The sequence below is a fragment of the Geminocystis sp. genome (genome assembly GCF_041753295.1).
In the GTDB taxonomy this organism is placed as follows: Bacteria; Cyanobacteriota; Cyanobacteriia; order Cyanobacteriales; family Cyanobacteriaceae; genus Geminocystis.
In genome coordinates this window covers 1-21447 of record NZ_JBGSUU010000108.1, presented here as the reverse complement: position 1 = coordinate 21447, position 21447 = coordinate 1, and the positions used below count along the sequence as shown (strand labels likewise).

The 21447-nt window shown below is 33.1% G+C and carries 19 protein-coding genes; 10 read left to right on the top strand and 9 right to left on the bottom strand.

Translation table 11 applies throughout. The features are described 5' to 3' along the window. Window positions 1-9: 9 nt before the first annotated feature. The gene (locus ACEW8E_RS13315; protein WP_373480843.1) at window positions 10-528 is read left to right on the top strand and encodes a carbonic anhydrase; all 519 of its coding nucleotides are present in this window, start codon (window positions 10-12) and stop codon (window positions 526-528) included. A gap of 61 nt (window positions 529-589) precedes the next feature. Here the strand turns inward: ACEW8E_RS13315 and ACEW8E_RS13310 are convergent, their stop codons facing one another. Both ACEW8E_RS13310 and ACEW8E_RS13305 read right to left on the bottom strand, forming a co-directional pair. After that, the gene (locus tag ACEW8E_RS13310) at window positions 590-1408 is read right to left on the bottom strand and encodes a carbon-nitrogen hydrolase family protein (RefSeq protein WP_373480842.1); all 819 of its coding nucleotides are present in this window, start codon (window positions 1406-1408) and stop codon (window positions 590-592) included. A 39-nt stretch (window positions 1409-1447) separates the two neighbouring features. Next, window positions 1448-2188: a creatininase family protein gene (locus tag ACEW8E_RS13305; RefSeq protein WP_373480841.1), complete on the bottom strand. Its 741-nt coding sequence runs from the start codon at window positions 2186-2188 to the stop codon at window positions 1448-1450. 188 nt (window positions 2189-2376) lie between these two features. On the opposite strand from ACEW8E_RS13305, the gene ACEW8E_RS13300 reads away from it, so the two are divergent. Together ACEW8E_RS13300 and ACEW8E_RS13295 are read left to right on the top strand one after the other, a co-directional pair. Next, window positions 2377-2775: a phosphomannose isomerase type II C-terminal cupin domain gene (locus ACEW8E_RS13300; RefSeq protein ID WP_373480840.1), complete on the top strand. Its 399-nt coding sequence runs from the start codon at window positions 2377-2379 to the stop codon at window positions 2773-2775. A gap of 25 nt (window positions 2776-2800) precedes the next feature. Then, window positions 2801-3133 (top strand): HesB/IscA family protein, encoded by a 333-nt coding sequence (locus ACEW8E_RS13295; protein ID WP_373480839.1) that lies wholly within the window; start codon window positions 2801-2803, stop codon window positions 3131-3133. Window positions 3134-3148: 15 nt separating this feature from the next. On the opposite strand, the gene ACEW8E_RS13290 is transcribed toward ACEW8E_RS13295, so the two are convergent. Genes ACEW8E_RS13290 through ACEW8E_RS13280 form a run of 3 tightly spaced genes read right to left on the bottom strand, consistent with a single transcriptional unit; the run spans window position 3149 to window position 6655 of the window. Then, complete coding sequence (locus ACEW8E_RS13290) at window positions 3149-4246, bottom strand: NAD(P)/FAD-dependent oxidoreductase (RefSeq protein WP_373480838.1); 1098 nt, start codon at window positions 4244-4246, stop codon at window positions 3149-3151. 48 nt (window positions 4247-4294) lie between these two features. Further along, complete coding sequence (locus tag ACEW8E_RS13285; protein ID WP_373480837.1) at window positions 4295-5287, bottom strand: adenosine kinase; 993 nt, start codon at window positions 5285-5287, stop codon at window positions 4295-4297. A 24-nt stretch (window positions 5288-5311) separates the two neighbouring features. After that, window positions 5312-6655, bottom strand: a complete 1344-nt coding sequence (locus tag ACEW8E_RS13280) for a Ycf66 family protein (protein ID WP_373480836.1) — start codon at window positions 6653-6655, stop codon at window positions 5312-5314. 234 nt (window positions 6656-6889) lie between these two features. On the opposite strand from ACEW8E_RS13280, the gene ACEW8E_RS13275 reads away from it, so the two are divergent. Further along, window positions 6890-8149, top strand: a complete 1260-nt coding sequence (locus ACEW8E_RS13275) for a hypothetical protein (RefSeq protein WP_373480835.1) — start codon at window positions 6890-6892, stop codon at window positions 8147-8149. 41 nt (window positions 8150-8190) lie between these two features. After that, window positions 8191-10008: an ABC transporter ATP-binding protein gene (locus tag ACEW8E_RS13270; protein ID WP_373480834.1), complete on the top strand. Its 1818-nt coding sequence runs from the start codon at window positions 8191-8193 to the stop codon at window positions 10006-10008. A 278-nt stretch (window positions 10009-10286) separates the two neighbouring features. Here the strand turns inward: ACEW8E_RS13270 and ACEW8E_RS13265 are convergent, their stop codons facing one another. Next, window positions 10287-11330: a PstS family phosphate ABC transporter substrate-binding protein gene (locus ACEW8E_RS13265; protein ID WP_373480833.1), complete on the bottom strand. Its 1044-nt coding sequence runs from the start codon at window positions 11328-11330 to the stop codon at window positions 10287-10289. Between the two features lie 390 nt (window positions 11331-11720). On the opposite strand from ACEW8E_RS13265, the gene pstS reads away from it, so the two are divergent. The 5 genes from pstS (at window position 11721) to radA (ending at window position 17628) form a co-directional block, all read left to right on the top strand. After that, window positions 11721-12866 carry a phosphate ABC transporter substrate-binding protein PstS gene (gene pstS / locus ACEW8E_RS13260; protein ID WP_373480832.1) on the top strand — a complete coding sequence of 382 codons (1146 nt, stop codon included), beginning with the start codon at window positions 11721-11723 and terminating at the stop codon, window positions 12864-12866. A gap of 228 nt (window positions 12867-13094) precedes the next feature. After that, complete coding sequence (gene pstC / locus ACEW8E_RS13255) at window positions 13095-14057, top strand: phosphate ABC transporter permease subunit PstC (RefSeq protein WP_373480831.1); 963 nt, start codon at window positions 13095-13097, stop codon at window positions 14055-14057. A 230-nt stretch (window positions 14058-14287) separates the two neighbouring features. Further along, window positions 14288-15172: a phosphate ABC transporter permease PstA gene (pstA, locus tag ACEW8E_RS13250; RefSeq protein ID WP_373480830.1), complete on the top strand. Its 885-nt coding sequence runs from the start codon at window positions 14288-14290 to the stop codon at window positions 15170-15172. A 72-nt stretch (window positions 15173-15244) separates the two neighbouring features. Next, the gene (pstB, locus tag ACEW8E_RS13245) at window positions 15245-16036 is read left to right on the top strand and encodes a phosphate ABC transporter ATP-binding protein PstB (protein ID WP_373480829.1); all 792 of its coding nucleotides are present in this window, start codon (window positions 15245-15247) and stop codon (window positions 16034-16036) included. A gap of 110 nt (window positions 16037-16146) precedes the next feature. Continuing rightward, the gene (gene radA / locus ACEW8E_RS13240; protein ID WP_373480828.1) at window positions 16147-17628 is read left to right on the top strand and encodes a DNA repair protein RadA; all 1482 of its coding nucleotides are present in this window, start codon (window positions 16147-16149) and stop codon (window positions 17626-17628) included. Between the two features lie 38 nt (window positions 17629-17666). Here the strand turns inward: radA and ACEW8E_RS13235 are convergent, their stop codons facing one another. From ACEW8E_RS13235 to ACEW8E_RS13225, 3 genes are all read right to left on the bottom strand, one after another. Continuing rightward, a complete protein-coding gene (locus tag ACEW8E_RS13235) occupies window positions 17667-18950 on the bottom strand; it encodes a type ISP restriction/modification enzyme (RefSeq protein ID WP_373480827.1) in 1284 nt (427 codons plus the stop codon). 32 nt (window positions 18951-18982) lie between these two features. After that, window positions 18983-20974 (bottom strand): N-6 DNA methylase, encoded by a 1992-nt coding sequence (locus tag ACEW8E_RS13230; RefSeq protein WP_373480826.1) that lies wholly within the window; start codon window positions 20972-20974, stop codon window positions 18983-18985. A gap of 122 nt (window positions 20975-21096) precedes the next feature. Then, window positions 21097-21405 carry a pyruvate kinase alpha/beta domain-containing protein gene (locus tag ACEW8E_RS13225; RefSeq protein WP_373480825.1) on the bottom strand — a complete coding sequence of 103 codons (309 nt, stop codon included), beginning with the start codon at window positions 21403-21405 and terminating at the stop codon, window positions 21097-21099. Between the last annotated feature and the right edge of the window lie 42 nt (window positions 21406-21447).

Below are 21447 nucleotides of genomic sequence, written 5' to 3'. Positions count from 1 at the left end.
TATAAAAAAATGACCAATATTTGTACTTGTAAAAGACGAGATTTTACTAAATTGTTATTAACAGGAAGTTTAGGCTTCTCTTTTTGGTTATCTTCTACTTTATCAGCAAAAGCGGATCATAAAGCTAAAGCTTTAGTATTGAGTTGCATTGATTTTCGTTTTATCGATTTTGAGCAAAATTTCTTGATAAATAGTAATTTAGAGCATGAATTTGATTGGTTAAGTTTAGCAGGTGCGTCATTAGCTTTAAATGATTTTCCTTCCCATGCTGATACCGAAGTTTTTTGGGAACAATTAGCCTTATCTAATCAGTTACATCATATCGAAAAAGTGATTATTTTAGATCATCAAGACTGTGGAGCTTATGCTAGTAAAATTGATGCTAAATTAAGTGAAAATCCAGAGAAAGAATTACAAACTCATCGTCAATATTTAAGTCAAGCAAAGTCTATTATCAAAGAGAAATATTCTAATTTAGAAGTAGAATTATATTTTGTTCATCTTGACGGTAAAGTAGAAGAAATTTAATTCTCCAATATCAAAATTTTTTGTTTTTTTCCCCTTTTAAGGGGAGGTTTTAAACTTTAAATTAATAAAATACTCGATGTTGTAAAGATGGCATCTGTTGCCTTACTTGTTGTAATCTTTGCGGATTTATTTCAGCGATCGCCACACCAATATCAGAACCAGTAGAAGCCAAAATCGAGCCCCAAGGATCAATAATCATACCATGACCATGGGTAAAACGACGAGCATAATGATTACCAGTTTGAGCAGGAGCAATTACATAACAAGTATTTTCAATGGCTCTTGCTTGTAACAAAACTTGCCAATGATCTTTACCAGTATAAGCAGTAAAAGCAGCAGGTATAAAGAGAATTTCTGCTCCTTCACGAGATAAATGACGATAAACCTCTGGAAAACGCACATCATAACAAATAGATAATCCTAATTTACCTAAATCACCACCATCATAAACCGGAGGCAAACTAGAACCAGCTTTAACAGTGTTAGATTCATGATAATTATTACCATCAGGCACGTTAACATCAAATAAATGTACTTTATGATAACGACTTAACTCTAATCCATTAGGGTCAATTAAAATAGCAGTATTATAAACCTTAGATTTATCCTCACTATAAGAAGTCGAAAAACCACCGCCTAAAATGGTAATTTGAAAACGTTGCGCCATACGAATCAAGAATTTTTCACTCTTGAGGGCAATAGTTTCCACTTGAGTAATTTTTTCTTGATCATTACCTAAAAACGAAAAATTTTCAGGTAAACCAATTAATTTCGCCCCTTGATTAACCGCTAACTCAATTAATTCTTCTGCCTGAGTTAAATTTTTGTCAACATCAGGAGTGCTAGTCATGCAAACTGCCGCCGCAAGATATGATTTCATGTGTGATTTGATATAGAAAAATAAGATTTTACAGCCTGTCTAACGGATAAATTCAAGATAACTATTTGTTAGTTCTTTTACCGCTAACTCATAGAACTGTTGACCGTGTTCTGGAGTCGCTAAAGCAGGATTTGATCCCATTCTACCATCAGGGTAGCAGTGTCGAAAGTTCTTTGCTCCATAAATTGAATGTCCTTTGCCGACGGTTTCACTTAAGGGAAATTTTTTAATCAAATCAGGATAAACAAATTGAGTTAAAGCAACTTCAGAAGGAGTAGCATGAGATCCTTCTTCCTCACCATATAACTTTTTGGCTAATAGATAAACTTCCCGACTCATAAACCAATTAGCTACATGACATTTAACTTGGTGACTATCAGCTAAATTTAAGCTATCTAAATGATCATAAACTTGTGAGAAAGCTGCCTTTAATGTGGCAATATTACCACCATGACCATTAATAAAAAAGAACTTCCGAAAACCAGCTTTAGCCAAAGAAGTAATATAATCTTGAAGATATAAAATTAAAGTGGTAGGACGTAAACTAATTGTACCGGAGAAGGAAGTATGATGAAGAGCCATCCCCACATTAATAGTTGGTGCTAACATAGCTTGAGTTGTTTCTGATACCCCTTTAGCAACTTTTTCGGCACAAATAGCATCTGTACCAATTAACCCCGTAGGTCCATGTTGTTCCGTTGATCCGATGGGTATAATCACACTATCATGATCTTGAAGATAAATTTCGACTTCTGTCCAAGTAGATAAATGTAATTCCATAATTTTTTCAAATAAAGAGTATTTTAGATCAAAAATCCTATCAGAAAAACTTTAATCTCTTGTAACTTTTCTCAAGCTCACTACTAAGTTTGTTATTTAAGTCAAACTATTGTTATTTTAAGTTAAGATAACTGCAAAAATATTTATCATTTCTGATAATTGGCAATTCATTTTACTTAAATACTTTTATGATTAAACTTCAAGATCAATCAAATATAACCACAAAAGACTATTCCGTTGAAAATCATATCACAGAAACTCGCCCTTGGGGATCTTTTACTACCCTTGAAGAAGGTTTAGGATATAAAATTAAACGCATCGAAGTTAACCCTGGCCACCGTCTTAGTTTACAAATGCACCATCATCGTAGTGAACACTGGATTGTAGTCTCAGGCACTGCAAAAGTAGAATGTGGAGAAGAAGTTAAAATTTTAGCAGCAAATCAATCAACTTATGTACCTCAGTGTACTTCTCATCGTCTCGAAAACCCCGGAGTAATTAAATTAATTTTAATCGAAGTTCAAAATGGTGAATATTTAGGAGAAGATGATATTATTCGTTTTCAGGATGATTATGCAAGACAATAAAGAGTTAAAAATATAATAAATAATTATGATAAATCTTACATCCATGGCTATAGACGAAGTGAAGAGACTTAAATCTTCTTTTGAGTTAGAAAATTCTAATGTGAGAATAGAAATAAAAGAAGGCGGTTGCGTTGAATATATATATCAATTAAACTTTAATTCTTCACTTCAACCCGAAGACTATCAGTTTAAAATAAATTCAGCTATGACGGTAATTATTGATCCTCAAAGCTATCCATATCTCAAAAATCTTACCATTGATTATACAGAAGATCTCATGGGAGGTGCATTTCAGTTTAAAAATCCAGATATTAAAAATCACTGTAGTTGTGGTTTATCTTTTGCTTTAGCAACATAAAACTTCCGTACTTTTTTAGTTTATTAACTCTAATACTGACAATGCTGTAGCTGGTGCGAGTAATATTCCATTACGATAATGTCCTGTCGCTAAGATAATATTATCGTAGTCCGCTAGTTTTTCGATAACTGGTGCTGATTTTCCTTCGGGGCGTGGTCTTTTCCCTGTCCATGATAACATTGTAGGTGCATCCCTTAAACTAGGACAAAAACTGATGGCTTGTTGTTGTAAATTAATTAAAAGCTCTTCATCAGGTATTATTTGATCTTGATTATCAGGAAATTCAAGAGTTGCACCTAACCAAAATTCATCGTTTCCCATAGGAGCAATATGAATATCATTTCCCGTAATTACTGGGTTAAAATTATTTTTAGTTTGCCAAGTGTTATGTTTAAGTAGTAATGCTTGTCCTAAAACTGGTTTAATAGCTATATTTGATCCCAATGTTTGCAAAATAGAAGATGTGCCCAAGGCAGTGGCTAAGATTACCCAGTCGGCGGATAATGATTCATTTCCTAATTGTACTTGTTGACAATGGCTATTATTTCCTTCATGGTTTTTAACAATCTTTAGATTTTCGACTTTTACCCCAAATAAACATTTTACCCCTTTTAAAGATGCTCCTTTGACTAAGGCTTTGGTTAAAAATGTGGGGCTAATTTGGCGATCGCAAGGGGAATAAATAGCACCTAATAAAGAGGAAACATCAACTTCAGGACAATGATATTTTAACAGAGACTGATCCCAAATATGGAGATTATAACCTTGATCCGAACGAATTTGAGCAAGTTTTTCCCATTTAGTTAAGTCATCATCAGGAAAAAGTAATTTAACAAGTCCATCATTATTACAGGGAATATGCAAACCTGTTAAACTTTCTAATTCAGGAATTAAGGTTTGATAGCGTTGTAAACTTGACTCTCTTAATCGCCATGCTCTACCTTTAGTTTTATGGCTAATGATACCCATTAAAATGCCTAAAGCAGCACCTGTTGAACCAGTACCCGGATTTTTTTCATCAATTAAGGTAATATCTAAATGAGGATAATGGCTTAACTCATAAGCAATAGTACTACCGACAATACCGCTACCTATAATTATAATTTTAGTCATTTTTAAATAGTTGAGAGTTAATTCTTGAGTTTTGCTCTATTTTAGGGTTTACAAAACTTGAGTTAAGAGAGATTGTAAAGTATTAGTTTCTAGCCTAGCACCAAAATTGGTTACTAATTTAGCACAAGCGACAGAGGCTAATTTACCAGCATCATTCCAAGTTAAACCATTAGTGATACCATATAATATACAACCAGCATACATGTCTCCTGCACCAACAGTATCTACGGCGGTAACGGGAAAAGCTGGAATTTCATGTAAGTTTTCGCCATCAAAAATAAGAGAACCTTCTTTACCACGAGTAATAGCGAAAGTTCGTGCTAAGGTTTTAAAATGGGTGATTATACTTTCTAAATTATCCGTCTTAGCCATGGTTGAGGCTTCAGTTTCGTTAGCAAATAATAAATCAACCCCATCACCAATAATTTCTAAAATACCATCTCGGAAAAATTCTACCATATTAGGATCAGATAAAGAAAAGGCAGTTTTTACTCCTGCTTTTTGAGCGATATTTTTAGCAAGAATAGCGGTATTTTTTGCGGTGGGAGAAGAAACTAAATAACCTTCGATGTAGAGATATTCTGAATTTTGTAAAGCTGTTTTATTTAATTCTTGGGGAGTTAAATCTCCTGTAATCCCCAAAAAAGTGTTCATAGTGCGATCTGCATCAGGAGTTACTAATACTAAGCATTTACCTGTTATTCCTATTAGGCGATTATCAAGAGTTAAATTAGTATCTAAACCACAACGGAGTAAATCTTCAAGGTAGAAAATACCCTCGTCATCATCCGCAACTTTGCAAGAATAAAAACCTTTTCCGCCGAGTTGGCTTATCGCTACTAATGTATTAGCAGCAGAACCTCCTGAACATTTTTTACAAGGATTAGGTAATTGTTGGATGATTTTGTGTTGCTGGGTTTCATCCATTAAAGTCATTACCCCTTTATCTATGGCTAAATCACTGAGTAACTCTGAAGTTACTTTAAATTCCATGTCAACTAAAGCATTTCCTATGCCATAGACGTTATATTTTTTAGTCATTTTTTAAGTTAATTAATGAGATGTTTATGATTCTTGATTAGTGGTTTTTGTGACTGGAAATAAATCAGATAAAGTGTCAATTATATCTTCTTCAGGAATATCTTGAGAGTTAATATCATCTACGTCAGAGGATTTTTCGGATAATAATTCTTCTTCTATTTTTTCCTCTTGATTATTAATAGTTTCCTCTTGATTTTGAGTAACTATATGCATTTCCGTTTCTGTTTCAGTTTCAGGGTTAATAGTTTCTTCTTGATTTTGAGTAACTATATCTATATCCGTTTCAGTTTCAGGGTTAATAGTTTCTTCTTGACTTTGAGTAACTATATCCATTTCCGTTTCTGTTTCTGTTTCAGGGTTAATAGTTTCTTCTTCCTCAGATATATTGTTAGAATCTACTATATCACAATTGGCGATCGCCTCTTCTACTTCAGTAGCGGTAGTTTTAGGATCAATTTCCACTATATCAGTATGAATAACAGATTCTTCATTATCATCAACTTCTTGATTAACGATTAAATCTGGAGATTTTGGGGGAGGAGTTGCTTTACGTTGAAATGGTTTACCCAAAGCGGCAAAAATTTTGCCAAAAATACTAGATTTAGGAGGTAAAGGTTTATTTTCTGAAGAGGAGGATAAACCAAGAGAATCAATATCAAAATCGTCATCTAAGTTTGTTTCCTCAACATCTACAATATTTATTACTGAAGGTTTTTCTTCCATAGAAGGGGAAGATATTTCAGGAGAATCCAAAGATGATTTTATTACCTCTTGTTTTTCCTCCTCATGAGTGGCAATGTTGTTGATAACTTTATCAGCTTCTTTTGCCTCGTCTTTTGTGTCATTTTCTGAGAGGATAATCTCTTGGGCTACTGCTGGAATAGAAACAGATTCTGTAGTTACTTCTGGAGAAACAATTTCTTGAGGTTGTGGTGTTGGTATTTTTTGGGTAACAGTTTCGGTTTTTTCTTTTAAGTTATTATTATCCTGATTATTAATTTTTGTTTTATTGATAATGGGAGGTTTTTTCTTTGTCAATTCTGATAGTTTACTCAAAGAAGTAAGCATCAAACTTAAAACGGAAAATCCTTCTAAAACTTGATTAGAATCTGCGTTAGCCGTAATAACTTTTCTTAATTGACGATTTTCCCAAATAAAAGCAATAGCGATAAAAGTTACCGCAAATTGTCCTAATAATACAGCCCCTGTAATTCTACCTGCACATATCCAAAGAGTTAAGGAGTAAAATAACCCCAAACCACTCCATAAAAAGTCATCCTGTCGGTGAATTTTAGGACTAATAAAAGCATTCAGATATAGTGTTAAGCTAATAATAGCCATAATTGTGGCGAGAAAGTAAGCTAACATTGCTTGTTCTCCATATATATATTTCTCTTGACTATTATACTTGAAGCGGTTTTATTATCTTCAGAATTAAACACAAACTGATTAATATTTAACAATTTTTATTAAAAACTCATTATGGAGACAGAAAAATTCCAGAGAATATCAAGAAAATCTGTATAAGAGAGGAAAAACCATTTAAAATGAAACACTATTAATAAATCACTAATCAAAAAAAACACTTATTTCCGAGAAGCCATGACAAGGGAAACCAAGAAAAAACCAACCGAAACTATTTTTTACGTCTCACCTACTAATAAAATTCATGCTCAACATTGTCGTCACTGTCATCACGAAAAAGATGGTTGGCAAGTATTAGAGTCTTTTCCTAAAGGAATCGAAAAAGGTTATTCACCTTGTCGTCTTTGTTGTCCTTTAGAAGTAATATCATCAGAAAAGACTAAGGATTTACCCATAATCTCTTCAGAAGAAAAAGAAACTATCACAGTATCAATTCAACCCGTTGAATCGGAAAAGATTGCAGAAGAAGTTAACCAAGATTCTATCAGTATTAAAAAAGAAGTTAACCAAGATTCCATCAGTATTGAAAAAGAAGTTAACCAAGATTCTATCAGTATCGAAAAAGAAGGTAACCAAGATTCCATCAGTATCGAAAAAGAAAAAACTAGAGAGAATAAATCTAAAAATCTAAATTCTAAGGAAAAAACTAAAGTTAATTCAACTACTAAAAAACAAGAAAAATCTTCTTCTAAAAAGGTTGAGAAAGTTGAGAAAGTTGAAAAAGTTGAAAAAGTTGAAAAAGTCGAGAAAAAACGTTATAAAATTTTAGCAGGAAATGGTTGTCATCAGGCTATTGCTGAAGTACAAGGTATATTAGTACCGCCTTCGGAGGCAGAGAAACCTTTTTTATTGATTTTACCTGATGGTTTTCAATTAGAAGTAACTTTCAAAAATCCCCGATTACATTGGATTGCTTGTAACCAACAAATAATGTTAGGCTCTCACTGGTTTAGGGGTTATCCTAAAATGAAGGATGATAAGTTAGTTTGTCTGCAAATTATTGCTTGGGATAAAGATATGCCCAGTAATCCGAGAGGATTTGAAACTTGGGAATTTACAGGAGTATGGACTGCACAAAAGAACATAACTATACAACGTTCCATGATGATGGAAGATGTGCGTAAAGTTGCTAAAGAAACAGGTTTTATTAAGAAGTTTAAATATACTTTTATTAATAGTTTTGATTGGGTGAAAAATAAAAAATTATGGACAGGATATGTCTATAAAATTTTATGTCAAAGAAAAGGAGGTACTTTAGAAATAAAAAAAGTAATACCTTATGCTTGTCCTAGATATAAACCTGATCCTAAAGGGTTTAGAAAAGATGATAATAAAAGTAATTATAATAAAGATGATAATAAAAATAATTATAATAAAGATGACAAAAAAAACTTTAAACCAACGTATATAAAACAAAAAAATGAAAGTAACAAGTAACCTTAAATTACTCATGACTAATTTTAAATTTTAATTATTTTATGGCTTCTTTTAAAGATTTAATTAAATATTATGATGACTATAAATTAACAGTTTTTTTAAGTATAGGTGCGGCAGGTTTATTTGAGTTAATTGACTTAATTGTTCCCTATTTAATAGGGCAAATATTAAATGTAATATCAGGACAAAAAGTTGATGATTTCTTACAAATAATTATCGTAAATATCAGAAATATTGTTAATATTAATAGTGATAATCAAACCTTATCTTTAACTGTTTTAGTTATCATAATTTTTATTATTACTGTAGTTAGAGCGCCTCTTCAACCTTGGATTGGTTCGTGGTTTCATTGGGAAATTACTCTTAAAACTCGTCGAGATTATTCTCAAAAAGTTATTGAAAAAATATTGAGTTTACCTCTAAGTTTTTATGACGAAAATAATCCGGGTAGAATTGCGGGAAGAGTGGCTAGAGGTATTGCAAATCATACATGGACTTATCCAGAAATAGCTGGACAATTATTACCTAAATTAATTCGAGTTTTAGGGATATTTTTTGTTATTTTATTGTTAGAAAAAAAGATAGCTATTGGTTTTATTATCTCCTTTATTTCTATTTTAATTTTCACTTTAATATACCTCAAAAAATTAATTAAACAGGAGGAGTTATTAGATAAACATCAAGAAAATACAGAAAGTAGAACTTCAGAAATTATTACTAATATTAAAACAGTTAAGGCTTTTGCGACAGAATCTCAAGAATTAATTAGACAAAAAAAGCGCTTAAATAGAGAATATAAAGTAGTCATTAATCGTATCCATTTAGGTTATGTAAAACTAGCGACTTGGTCAAGAACTATTGTACAATTATCTTTATTTTTAATCTTTTTATCGATCTTAATTCCTACCGTAAAACAAGAAATTTCTATCGGTCATTTTATTACCATTTACACTGTAGCAAGTATGGCTTATGGAGAAATTGAACCTATTAGTAATTTATCAGAAGTTTTTGCCCGTCGCTATGCTTCGATGATTCGTTTTCATGAGTTTATGAATTTACCTTTAGGGGAAGATGCTTCAACTTTAAATCCTCAAAATATTATTGAAAATAATTATAAATTTAGTGGGAAAATAGAGTTAAAAAATATAGCTTTTGGTTATGGTAATAATTCTTTAGTTATTGATAATATTAACCTCTTAATTCAACCTTATGAAACACTGGCTTTAGTCGGGAGATCTGGCTCTGGAAAATCAACTTTAGTTAAACTTTTATATCGTTATTTCGAACCTTTAAATGGAGAAATTTTGTTAGATGGAATTAATATTAAAAACCTCGATATTTCTGATTATCGTCGTCGTTTAGCTATTGTGCATCAAGAAGTTGATATGTTTAATGGCACAATTTTTGATAACTTAATCTATGGCAATCCTCATGTTAGTTTACAAGAAGTACAACAGGCTTGTGCGATCGCCAGAGTTGATGAATTTATTAAAGATTTACCTGAAAAATATCATACCGTTGTAGGGGAAAGAGGTGTAAGGCTTTCAGGAGGGCAAAAACAACGGCTAGGCATTGCCAGAGCATTAATAATGAATCCCGATGTATTAATCTTTGACGAAGCCACTTCTAGCCTTGATTATGAGTCAGAGAGAGAGATTCAATTAGCCATGAGATCAATTTTCGGCACTCGTACTACTATTATAATCGCCCATCGTTTAAGTACTGTGAGAGAAGCGGATAAAATTGTAGTGTTAAATCAAGGAAAAATTGCAGAAGTTGGCAACCATGAAGAATTATTGGCTAAAAAAGGTATTTATCAAAGATTACACTCTTTACAAGAAAGTGGAGATTTATATTAATTAAACTACAAAATTTGTTGGTAAGGTGAGGATAGTACAGAATAGATAGGGAAGAATATTGAATAATCTATAAACTCATTATTTAAAACCTAAAACCTGATACCTGACACCTGATACCTGACACCTGATACCTGACACCCGATACCTGACACCTGACACCTGACACCTGACACCTGACACCTGACACTTGATACCTGACACCTGACACTTGATACCTGACACCTACTCCCATAAGATATTCAAAGCATGGAAGTGAGGTAAATTCGGTTTATTTCTTGTTAAAATACATAACCCTCTTTATTGTCAGAAGCATAAGTCCTATTTAGTAATTCATTGATAGTCGCACTAAGTTCAGGTTTACCATTAAATACTGTACCCACTTGATTTTTATTGAAATGAATTAAGGCAATTTTATAAGCAGAATCTGGTAAGGGTAAATAACCTACTTCATGAACAACTTTAGAAGCATTATCTAAATAAAATTTGACAAATTGGGTTAAGGCTTTATTTTCTTGGGCTTTTTTAGCGTTGACATAAATAAATAAAGGGCGAGTTAAAGGGCGATAGCTATTATTTTTGATGGTTTCATCGGAGGGTAAAATTCCTCCGTTACCGTTATCGATGGCTACGGCTTGTAACTTATCTTTATGGCTTGAATAGTAGGCATAACCGAAATAACCCAGAGCGTTAGGATCTTGTATTACCCCTTGAACTAAAGCGTTATCATCTTCACTAAATACATAATCATTACGACTATTTTCTTCCCCAATGATAGCCACGGTGAAATATTCAAATGTACCAGAATCTCTACCAGCACCAAATAAATTTAATGGTTTATCTGCCCATTCACTATTAACTTGATTCCAACGAGTAATTTTATTTTCCGCCGATGGTTGCCACATATTTTTTAATTCTTCTACGGTAATGGTTTTTGCCCAATCATTTTTAGGGTTAGTTACTACGGTTAAAGCATCAAAAGCAACGGGTAATTCTATATAAGCAATACCATTTTTCTTACATTCATCCATGAAAGTTTGAGGAATAGGCACAGAAGAATTATTTATCTCAGTTTCACCTTGACAAAATTTTCTAAATCCACCGATTGAACCTGAAAAACCAGATTTTGCCTCGATATTTGTTTTGTTGGAGGCGTTAAATTTTTCGACAATTGAATTAGTGATAGGATAAACCGTACTCGATCCATCTATGGTTATATTTTGTGATTGTTCAGTTTTAGTACCACCACAAGCAGATAATATAGTAGATAAAATAACTACTGGTAAGAAAATTTTTTTCTTAAGTAATGAATACTTATTAATCATAAATTATTAGTTAATATTTTTCAACAAAAAGTTTAGATAAACTGTCGTTATCTTTATTTAATATCAATGTTATTGGTCAATTTTATTAAGAATGATTAAAACTTTTTAAAGAATATTAACCAAAAAAGATAACGCTCATAGTTTAATTTTTTCTAAACAAATTATATATCAATTCTAAATAAAAATCCTTAATTTATTCTTAACCTTCTTGTTTTTTATTAAGGTAAAAAATCTTAATATTTATTACTTATAAGCCTTTAAATATCCATAAAAAAGAATCTTTCCTTTCAAGGAAATAAGTTCTTAACCTTTTCTTTACCTAAAAAAAGTCTAATTCATATTATTATTAAATCCCAAACAGTCTCAAAATAAAAATAATATTTCTAAAATATGATAATTAAAAGTAAAAATAAACTCGCAGGATCTTTATCAATCCTAGCTTTAGCTTTAAGTTTAACGGCTTGTGGCGGTGGCACGAAGGAAACTACTACTACAGAAACTCCCACAGAAGGTGAAACTCAAGAAAGTAGTGCATCTATTACTGTACCTTTTGAAAATACTGTAGCTTTAACTGGTGCTGGAGCAAGTTTTCCTGCTCCTCTATATCAAAATTGGTTTGTCGCTTTAAATCAAAAAGTACCTAAATTACAGGTAAATTATCAATCGGTGGGTAGTGGTGCTGGAGTTGAACAGTTTACCGCTGGTACGGTGGATTTTGGTGCTAGTGACACCGCCATGAAAGATGAAGAAATTGCGAAAGTAAGCAAGGGTGCTTTAATGTTACCTGTTACTGCTGGTTCTATCGTTTTTGCCTATAATTTACCCGGGGTGGAAGGTTTGAAGTTAAGTAGGGAAACCTATGTGGACATTGCATTGGGCAAAATCACTAAATGGAATGATCCCAAAATTGTCGCTGATAATCCAGATTTAACTTTACCTGATAAACCCATTACTTTTGTTCATCGCTCTGATGGTAGTGGTACAACAGGCGTATTTACTAAACATTTATCCGCTATTAGTGAAGATTGGAAAACGAAAGTAGGAGAAGGCAAAACTGTTCAATGGGGACCCGATGGCGGTAAATTCCTCGGTGGTAAAGGTAACGAGGGTGTAACGGCTACTGTTATGCAAAATGAAGGGGCTATTGGCTATGTAGAGTATGGCTACGCTAAAAATAATAAATTAACGATGGCTGCGATTCAAAATAAAGCGGGACAATTTATTCCTCCTACCGATGAAGCGGCTTCGGAAACTTTAGCTAACGTGGAGTTACCCGAAAATTTACGCGCTTTTATTTCTGATCCCGATGGTGATCAATCTTATCCTATCGTTACTTATAGTTGGATTTTGGCTTATCAAAAATATGATGATCCTAATAAGGCGATCGCCATGGAAGCAATGATTCAATATGCTTTAACCTATGGGCAAGATGTAGCGTCGCAATTAGGTTATATACCATTACCACAAAATGTGATTGAAACGGTGGCAAAAGTAGCGGATCAAATTAGTCCAGATTTCACCATCACTGTTAACTAAAATTTAACCTTGATAGTCTAGGTTATAAAGAGTAATTTGTGAACTAGGCAAGGAAAGACGAAAATCAGCTATTTTGATCAACTTTCCTTCAGGTATAAATACTTGTTAATGTTAATCTAGTAACAATTGCTACAAAAAATTATATTGAAAATCGAAACCACGATTAATAAGTAAATAATAACTTTTTTAATTGTGTTAATACTCATAAAAGTATAACTAAAAGTTAAGATGACACAGTCCGATTCTTCTAATACAGATAATCTCATGACGGGGGGAAGATCACCCTTAGAAAAAACCTTAGATAATGGGTTTAAATGGCTAACTTTTGCCTTTGCCCTCAGTATTGGTTTAATTTTAATCAGTGTAGCAATTATTATTGCTGTTGGTGCTTTTCCTGCTATTAAACAATTTAATTTTGGCTTCTTTACTAATAGTAATTGGAATCCTGTTACTGATGAATATGGAGTGATAGCTGTAGTTTACGGAACTATTGTCTCTTCATTAATTGCTCTTATCATTGCCATTCCTTTAGGAGTTGGTGCAGCAGTATTTTTAAGTGAAGACTTTATTCCAGATCAAATCCGTACAGTGTTAGTCTTTTTAGTGGAATTATTAGCCGCTATTCCTAGCGTAGTTTATGGATTGTGGGGTATTTTTGTTTTAATACCAATTACTACCGTTTTTGGAACTTGGCTTCATGGTAATTTTGGTTGGTTTCCTTTATTTAGTAGCGAACCAGCAGGGCCAGGTATGTTACCTGCGGGGATAGTTTTATCTATCATGATTTTACCGATTATTATTGCTATTTCCCGTGACTCTTTAGCTTCATTACCTCCTGATTTACGTCAAGCCTCTTTAGGATTGGGTGCAACTCGTTGGGAAACCATTTTTCGAGTTTTAATCCCTGCGGCTATTTCGGGCATCATGGGCGGTGTTATGTTAGCTTTAGGTCGTGCTATGGGTGAAACTATGGCGGCAACCATGATTATTGGTAACTCTAACCGTCTAAGTATCTCTATTTTAGATCCAGCTAATACCATTGCTTCTTTAATTGCTAACCAATTTGCTGAAGCTAGTGGGTTACAAATTTCGGCTTTGATGTATGCAGGTTTAGTGTTAATGTTACTAACTTTAATTGTCAATATTCTTGCGGAATATATCGTTAATCAAGTTAAAGCTAAGTATGAGTAGATTTAATGGGAATATTACTTAATATCAAGTTTGTTAAAAAAATTATAATTTTATCTCCCTACACCCAACTTTGGTTTGCCCCCTACCCCCATACTTGGGGATTTAGGGGCATATTAAGAAAAAAGTCCCCAAACTTGACTATTTAGTACCATTTTCCCCATTTAATCTCTAATTCCTAATCTCTGGTTCCTAATTTCTAATTTCTAATTCCTAATTCCTAATTAATTTATATGGTTGTTTCAACTATTGGCAGTTTAAAAAAGAAGTCTTCCAGTCCTAGAATTATACTAGGATCAGTCATGACGGGATTAAGTGGCTTGTGTATGATTGTCACTTTAATTCCTTTGATAGCAGTACTTTTCTTCGTACTTGTACAGGGTTTTAGTCGTATCAACATTGATTTATTTACTCAATTACCACCCCCTCCGGGTTTAGATGAAGGGGGTTTAGCCAATGCCATTATTGGAACTCTTGTGGTAGTTGGTATCGCCGTAATTTTAGCCGTACCCATTGGAGTATTAGCGGCAGTTTACCTCTCAGAATTTAGTCACGGTAATAAGTTTGCTACCAGTATTCGATTTGCTACTAACGTACTTAGCGGTGTTCCTTCTATTATTGCGGGGATTTTCGCTTTTGGTTTATTAGTATCAAGTGGTATCGTAGGTTTTTCCGCCATCGCTGGGGGTGTTTCTTTAGCGGTGTTAATGTTACCGACTATTATTCGTACCACAGATGAGGCTTTAAAAATTGTGCCTCAAGAAATTCGTTGGGCGGCTTTAGGAGTTGGTGCTTATAACTATCAAACTGTCGTCCAAATTGTCCTTCCTGCGGCTTTACCCGGTATTGTTACAGGTGTTACTTTAGCCATCGCACGGGCAGCAGGGGAAACAGCACCTTTAATTTTTACGGCTTTATTCTCTAACTTTTGGCCTAACGTATCAGCTCAAGGTTTAGCCGAGCCCATCGCTACTTTATCTGTATTAGTCTATAATTTTGCGATTTTACCCTTTAAACCACAACAAGAATTAGCCTGGGCTGGATCATTAATTTTGGTATTCTTAGTATTAAGTACCAGTATTTTAGCTCGTTTAGCTACCCGTAGAAAACTGTATTAATGACAAATAAATGTTGGTTGATTATTAACAATAAAATTGAATTATTCTATTAAATTAAATAGGAAAAAAATCATGGAAGAATCTTTAAGGAATTCAGTGTTTGAGTTGAGAGATGTTGATATTTTCTATGGTAGTAACAAAGCCGTTAGAGAAGTAAATCTCGATATTCCAGAAAAAAAAATAACCGCTTTTATTGGGCCTTCGGGCTGTGGGAAAAGTACTATTTTGCGATGTTTAAACCGTTTAAATGACTTAATTCGTTCTTTTAAAATAAAAGGTAGTGTTACTTATCACGGACAAAATTTATATGCTAAAGATATTGATCCCGTAGAAGTAAGGAAACGTATAGGAATGGTATTTCAAAGACCTAATCCTTTTCCAAAAACTATTTATGATAATGTTGCCTACGGTGCTAGAGTTAATGGCTATCAAGAAAATTTAGACGAATTAGTAGAAACCTCCCTCCGTCGTGCCGTTTTATGGGATGAAGTCAAAGATAAGTTAGGGGAAAGTGGTTTTTCCTTATCTGGAGGACAACAACAAAGGTTATGTATTGCAAGAACTATCGCCGCACAACCTGAAGTAGTATTAATGGATGAACCTTGTTCTGCTCTTGATCCCATTTCTACCATCAAAATAGAAGAATTGATGCAAGAATTAAAAGAAAATTACACCATCGTTATTGTGACTCATAATATGCAACAAGCCACCAGAGTTGCTGATATGACTGCTTTTTTCAATGCTGAAGCTGTGGGAAAAGGTAGTAAAGTTGGTTATTTAGTCGAATTTGATGAAACTGACAAAATTTTTAGTAACCCAAGTCAACAATCCACTGAAGATTATGTAAGCGGTAGATTTGGGTAACAATGAATAATAAATAATTAAATCTAATAGTTACTAATTTTAATGATTGAAAAAAATTTTTTTTGATAAGATTGTAATGTAATCATAAAACAATAGGACATAGAAACACTATGGCAAAAACCAGAACCGTTTATATCTGTAATGCTTGTGGTACAGAATCTTCTCAGTGGTTTGGTAAATGTCCTAGTTGTCATGTTTATGGTACTTTAGAAGAGCAGATTCTCAACGGTAATGCTAACGGTAATAACCGAGCAGGTTGGCAGTCTCAAAGTAACAATAATAATCGCAAACCTACCACGCCACAACCAAGAATATCTGTCAAATTTTCTGACATAACCGAACAAGAACAGCCTCGGATGTTATCAGGTTATCATGAATTAGATCGGGTTTTAGGTGGTGGTATTGTACCCGGTTCTTTAGTACTAATTGGAGGAGATCCGGGTATCGGTAAATCAACTTTATTATTACAAACTGCGAATCAATTATCTTTGCGTTTTCCTCGCATTCTTTATGTTTCGGGAGAGGAATCAGGGCAACAAATCAAGTTACGAGCTTCTCGTTTAGGCGTTGGTGTCACAAAAGAGAATGACGACAACGGAGAAAAAGAGGTATTTGAGCCCAATTTATACATTTTGGCAGAAACTGATTTAGAAGAAATTTTGCGAGAATTAGAGTCTCTTAAACCTCAAGTTGCCATTATCGATAGTATTCAAACTCTCAACTATGCTACTCTAAATTCTGCACCCGGTTCTGTCTCTCAAGTAAGAGAATGTACTTCTGCTTTAATGCAGGTGGCAAAGCGAGAAAACATAACTCTTTTTATTGTCGGTCATGTTACTAAAGAAGGGGCGATCGCAGGACCAAGGGTGTTAGAACATTTAGTAGATACGGTATTATATTTTGAAGGCGATCGCTATGCTTCCCATCGTTTGTTAAGATCTGTTAAAAATCGTTTTGGTGCTACCCATGAAATCGGTATTTTTGAAATGGTAGATCATGGTTTGGATGAGGTTTCTAACCCTTCGGAGTTATTTTTAAGCAGTCGGGATGAATTAGCACCGGGTACAGCTACCATTGTATCCTGTGAAGGAACAAGATCCCTTGTCGTTGAATTACAAGCCCTCGTAAGCCCCACCAGTTATACTTCTCCTCGTCGTGCTACCACAGGAGTTGATTATAATAGATTACAACAAATTTTAGCCGTATTAGAAAAAAGAGTTGGTATTCCCCTTTCTAAGTTAGATGCTTATGTAGCATCGGCTGGAGGCTTGGCAGTAGAAGAACCAGCAGCAGATTTAGGTATGGCGATCGCCATTGTAGCTAGTTTTCGAGATCGGATGGTTGATCCTCGTACAGTATTAATTGGAGAAATAGGATTAGGAGGACAAGTACGTTTAGTGTCGCAAATGGAATTAAGATTAAAAGAAGCGGCGAAATTAGGTTTTAAACGGGCAATCGTACCTAAAGGACAAACATATTCTACAGATATAGGCTTAGAAATTGTTACCGTAGGAAAAGTGATTGATGCCATTGTGGTAGCGATGCCGGGAAATCCCATGAATATTAGCGAAGAAGAAGAAAATGGGGAGTAATTCACAAAAGCTCTTATTTAGCCCTCTTTCTATTAAAATTAAATTTTTTTAGCTCCAAAATTATTCATTTCATTAATGATTTTCATTGTCTCCATACTAACCGTTGTTACTTTCATTAATAAGTCAATTACTTCCTCTTTATAGTCAGCAAATCGATAATTATTGAACTTTTCTGCTATGGTTTTATCCTTCGGTTTTTTCTCCTTATATTGATCTAAAATCCACTCTAAAGCGCTGCGATTTCCTAGTTTATATTCCCATGCTAAAGGCGGAATTTCTGTTAAAGTTGTTACCTCATCAATGATAATTTGATGGTTAATTTTATCCGCTCTTAACTTCGGTTTAACTGATAATCGCTCCCTTGCCCCCAATTCTGGGAATCGCCCCCCTACCCCCAATTCTGGGGGAGTAAGAGACGGCTTGGAAGTCCCCAAAGTTGGGGATTTAGGGGCGTGAATTTGTCCCCCCGCCCCCAATTCTGGGGGAGATTTATCCACATCAATTCTTTTCAATTCATAAGGTTTAATCGTCTCATAATTTAAGTGTAAATCCATTAATTGTTTACCCCATTTTACCCACTGCCAAAAGTCATCATAAAAAGGTATTCTCGGAAACTCTCTTTTCAAATTTAACTCATATTTTTGACGATATTTAGGGTTATGTAAAACTCCATAAACATAATAAAAAATATTCTCTTTTTTAATCTTATATTGACTCTCCTTATCCGTAAAACAGGCATCCTGCCTGTTATCCTCCGACGGGCTAGAAGCCCGTTTTACGTTATGATAGTATTCTCTAAATTGCTCTAAACCCCAATCTGTTATATTATCAATTCTCTCTCCTTTTTCATATCGATATAATGGTAAACATTGACTATCACCAGTACAATGTAAATCAATTAATTTATCACTTACTAAACAATGAAAAAATTTATTAGAAGATTGTCCTGAAATAGCTATAGTTAAATTTTCCTTTCCTAACTGTTTACGATAACCTCTTTCATCAATTAAAATCTCCGAAAAATAAATAAAATTAGGTGAAAATGGACGATAACAAAAAGGTTTAATATTATTGTAATTAAATATTTCTTTACAGTTTTTATTATGTCTTATTTTAAGATTTCTTGACCATTTTATTCTATTCTCAAAATCTTGAGAGTTATTATAAATATCTATAAAAAAAGTTATCCTTTGATATAAATTTTGTTCTGATATATTAACTAACCACTCATCTTTAGCAGTATTGATTCCATGAGAAAAAAACTTAAATATAGCTGTTTCTTCATCTTTATTTTTAGATAATTTTGTTTCTTTATTCGCCACAGAAATTAAACGCTCAAAATCATTATCATCTGCTAGATTAATCCAATTATTATTTTATCAGGATTAATAGTTTCAAAATTAATTGACTTTAAATTATTAGCACTTAAAAACTTTAATTTATCTTCCGCTATTTCTAATTCTGGTCTTCTGGTATAAGATATTTTACAAGATAATTTTTTCTCTTTTAGTTTAATTAAAAATAGAATTGCCACTCCTGTTTGAATACCAAAAACATTATGAGTTGTGCCTGATAACTTAGGATTTTTTCTCACATCTCCGCCTAAATCAATAATATAAATATAGTCAAATTCTTGCTCTAAACACTTTCTAAAACCATCAAAAGTTCTAGCATCAATAAAAGAATTATTAGTAATAAAAGCGATAATTCCCTCATCATTTAACCTATCACTTGCCCAACGATAAAAACGAGAATACATATCATAAAGTTTTGTTTTTTGGGCAGTACTTTCTTTAATATAAGTCTCTTTTATGCGTTTATCTATATCAGGATAAGAGCGATTTTTATTATTATCATTTTCATTTTGTTGATTAGCATTATAGGGAGGATTACCGATAATTACCGATATTTTACTCTCATTTTGTCGTTTAATTCTCTCGGTATTTTCTTGACTCATGGCAAATAAATCAAACTGTTTTCCACCGAAATTAGTATGACTTAAAGTATCCACTAAACAGATATTATTAAACTCTAAATATTGCTGTTTTTTTTGCTGATAAGTATATTCAATATTCAAATTTGCGATGTAATAGGGTAAAATTGACATCTCGTTACAGTGAATCTCATTTTGATATTTATATTCAATATCTCTTTCTAATAAAAAGTATAATATTTCTGTAATAAAAGTACCAGTACCCGTACAAGGATCTAATATTTCTACTCCTTTATCCCCTAAATTTTTAGTAAAATGTTCTAATAATAATTCATTAGTACTTTCTACCATAAATTTAACAATTTCATTAGGAGTATAAACTATACCTAACCTGTCGGCTTCTTTAGGATTATAGGCTTTATAAAAGTTTTCATAAACTACTTTTAAAAACTTTTGTTTTTCTTGATGATTAACTATACTTGAAGCAGTGCGAATAATGGCATTATAATAACTTTGAATGGTTTTAAAAGTGTTGCGTTTAACATTACCAGTAAAAAAAGTTTTAATAACTTCATTTAATTGTCTAGCGATGTTATTTTCTTGATGAAATTGAGCATCACTAAAAATATTTGTAAATATATCTTCCGTCAAAATATGCTGAATAATCATCTCTCGAATATCATCAATAGTGATGTCTGGATTAATAGATTCTTGACATACTTTTAAGAATTTATCCCTTGCTTCAATAAATTTTTGATTTGCCTCCTTTCCAATATTGGGGACTTCCATACCGTCTCTTACTCCCCCAGAATTGGGGGCAGGGGGGCGATTCCCAGAATTGGAAGCAGGGGGGCGATTCTCAGAATTGGAAAGGCGGGGGGTGAGGTCTTGACTATCAATCAGTTTTCTGAGAGTATCAATTATAGTTGGCAAATCTTGACTAAAAGTATTAATAGCGTGACGAAAATCTTTAACTTCTGCCCTTTCATAGTCTAAAAATTGCTTAATTAACTTGTCTAAATCGTCATCATTTTCCATATCAATCCGCAAAGATTCTTGTCCATTTTGGATTAATACGGCGGTTTTAGTATCCTCAAATAAAATATTATCGTTAGGATAACCTTTGTTAAATTTTGCCTCAATTTCAGCGTCTAAAGAATCCTTTTCGTCTTTTGCTTCCCAATATCCCCAATCAAGGCGTAAAGCATCCTTAACAATGCCATCGAGACGAATAGGCTTGTGTAAACGACTTTTAATAGTCAACTCTTCCACCAATAGAAAATCTTTCGGCTTACAATAACCATTAAGTAAAGTTGCAAAAGCATAACGAATCGAGCCTTCGTTGCTACTACCTCCATATCTTTTTCTGGTTTCCAAGTCTCGGCGATATTGATGGATAAGAGTTTTTGACATAATAGACTAATTTGATAATTTTGCGGTGGGATTCTTGCTTATTATTTACAAAGCATTAATCTTGTTTTTATCTTCCCTTCATTTTGCCCATTGATAGATGTATCAAATCTATTTGTTAAATATTAATCAATTTGGTGTATTTTCAAGAAATTAGTACCTTGACTTTTACCCGTGGGAATCCCCGCCATAATTAAAATTTTATCTCCAGATTTCCCTAAATTTCTTTGTTTAATAATCCTTTCTGCTTCTGCTACCAACTCTTCAAAATTAACTGGATCATTAGGGATTAAAATAGGTTTTACACCCCAAATTAAATTTAAACGATGATAAACTTTTTGGCGTTGCTGAATTAAGGTATGATTTTTAGATAAAGGGGTCAAATTATCAAAAATAAAAAAATGATACAATGTCCAGAGTGCGGGTCTAAACATATTCACAAAAATGGAATTAAAAAAGGAAAGCAAAATCATCTT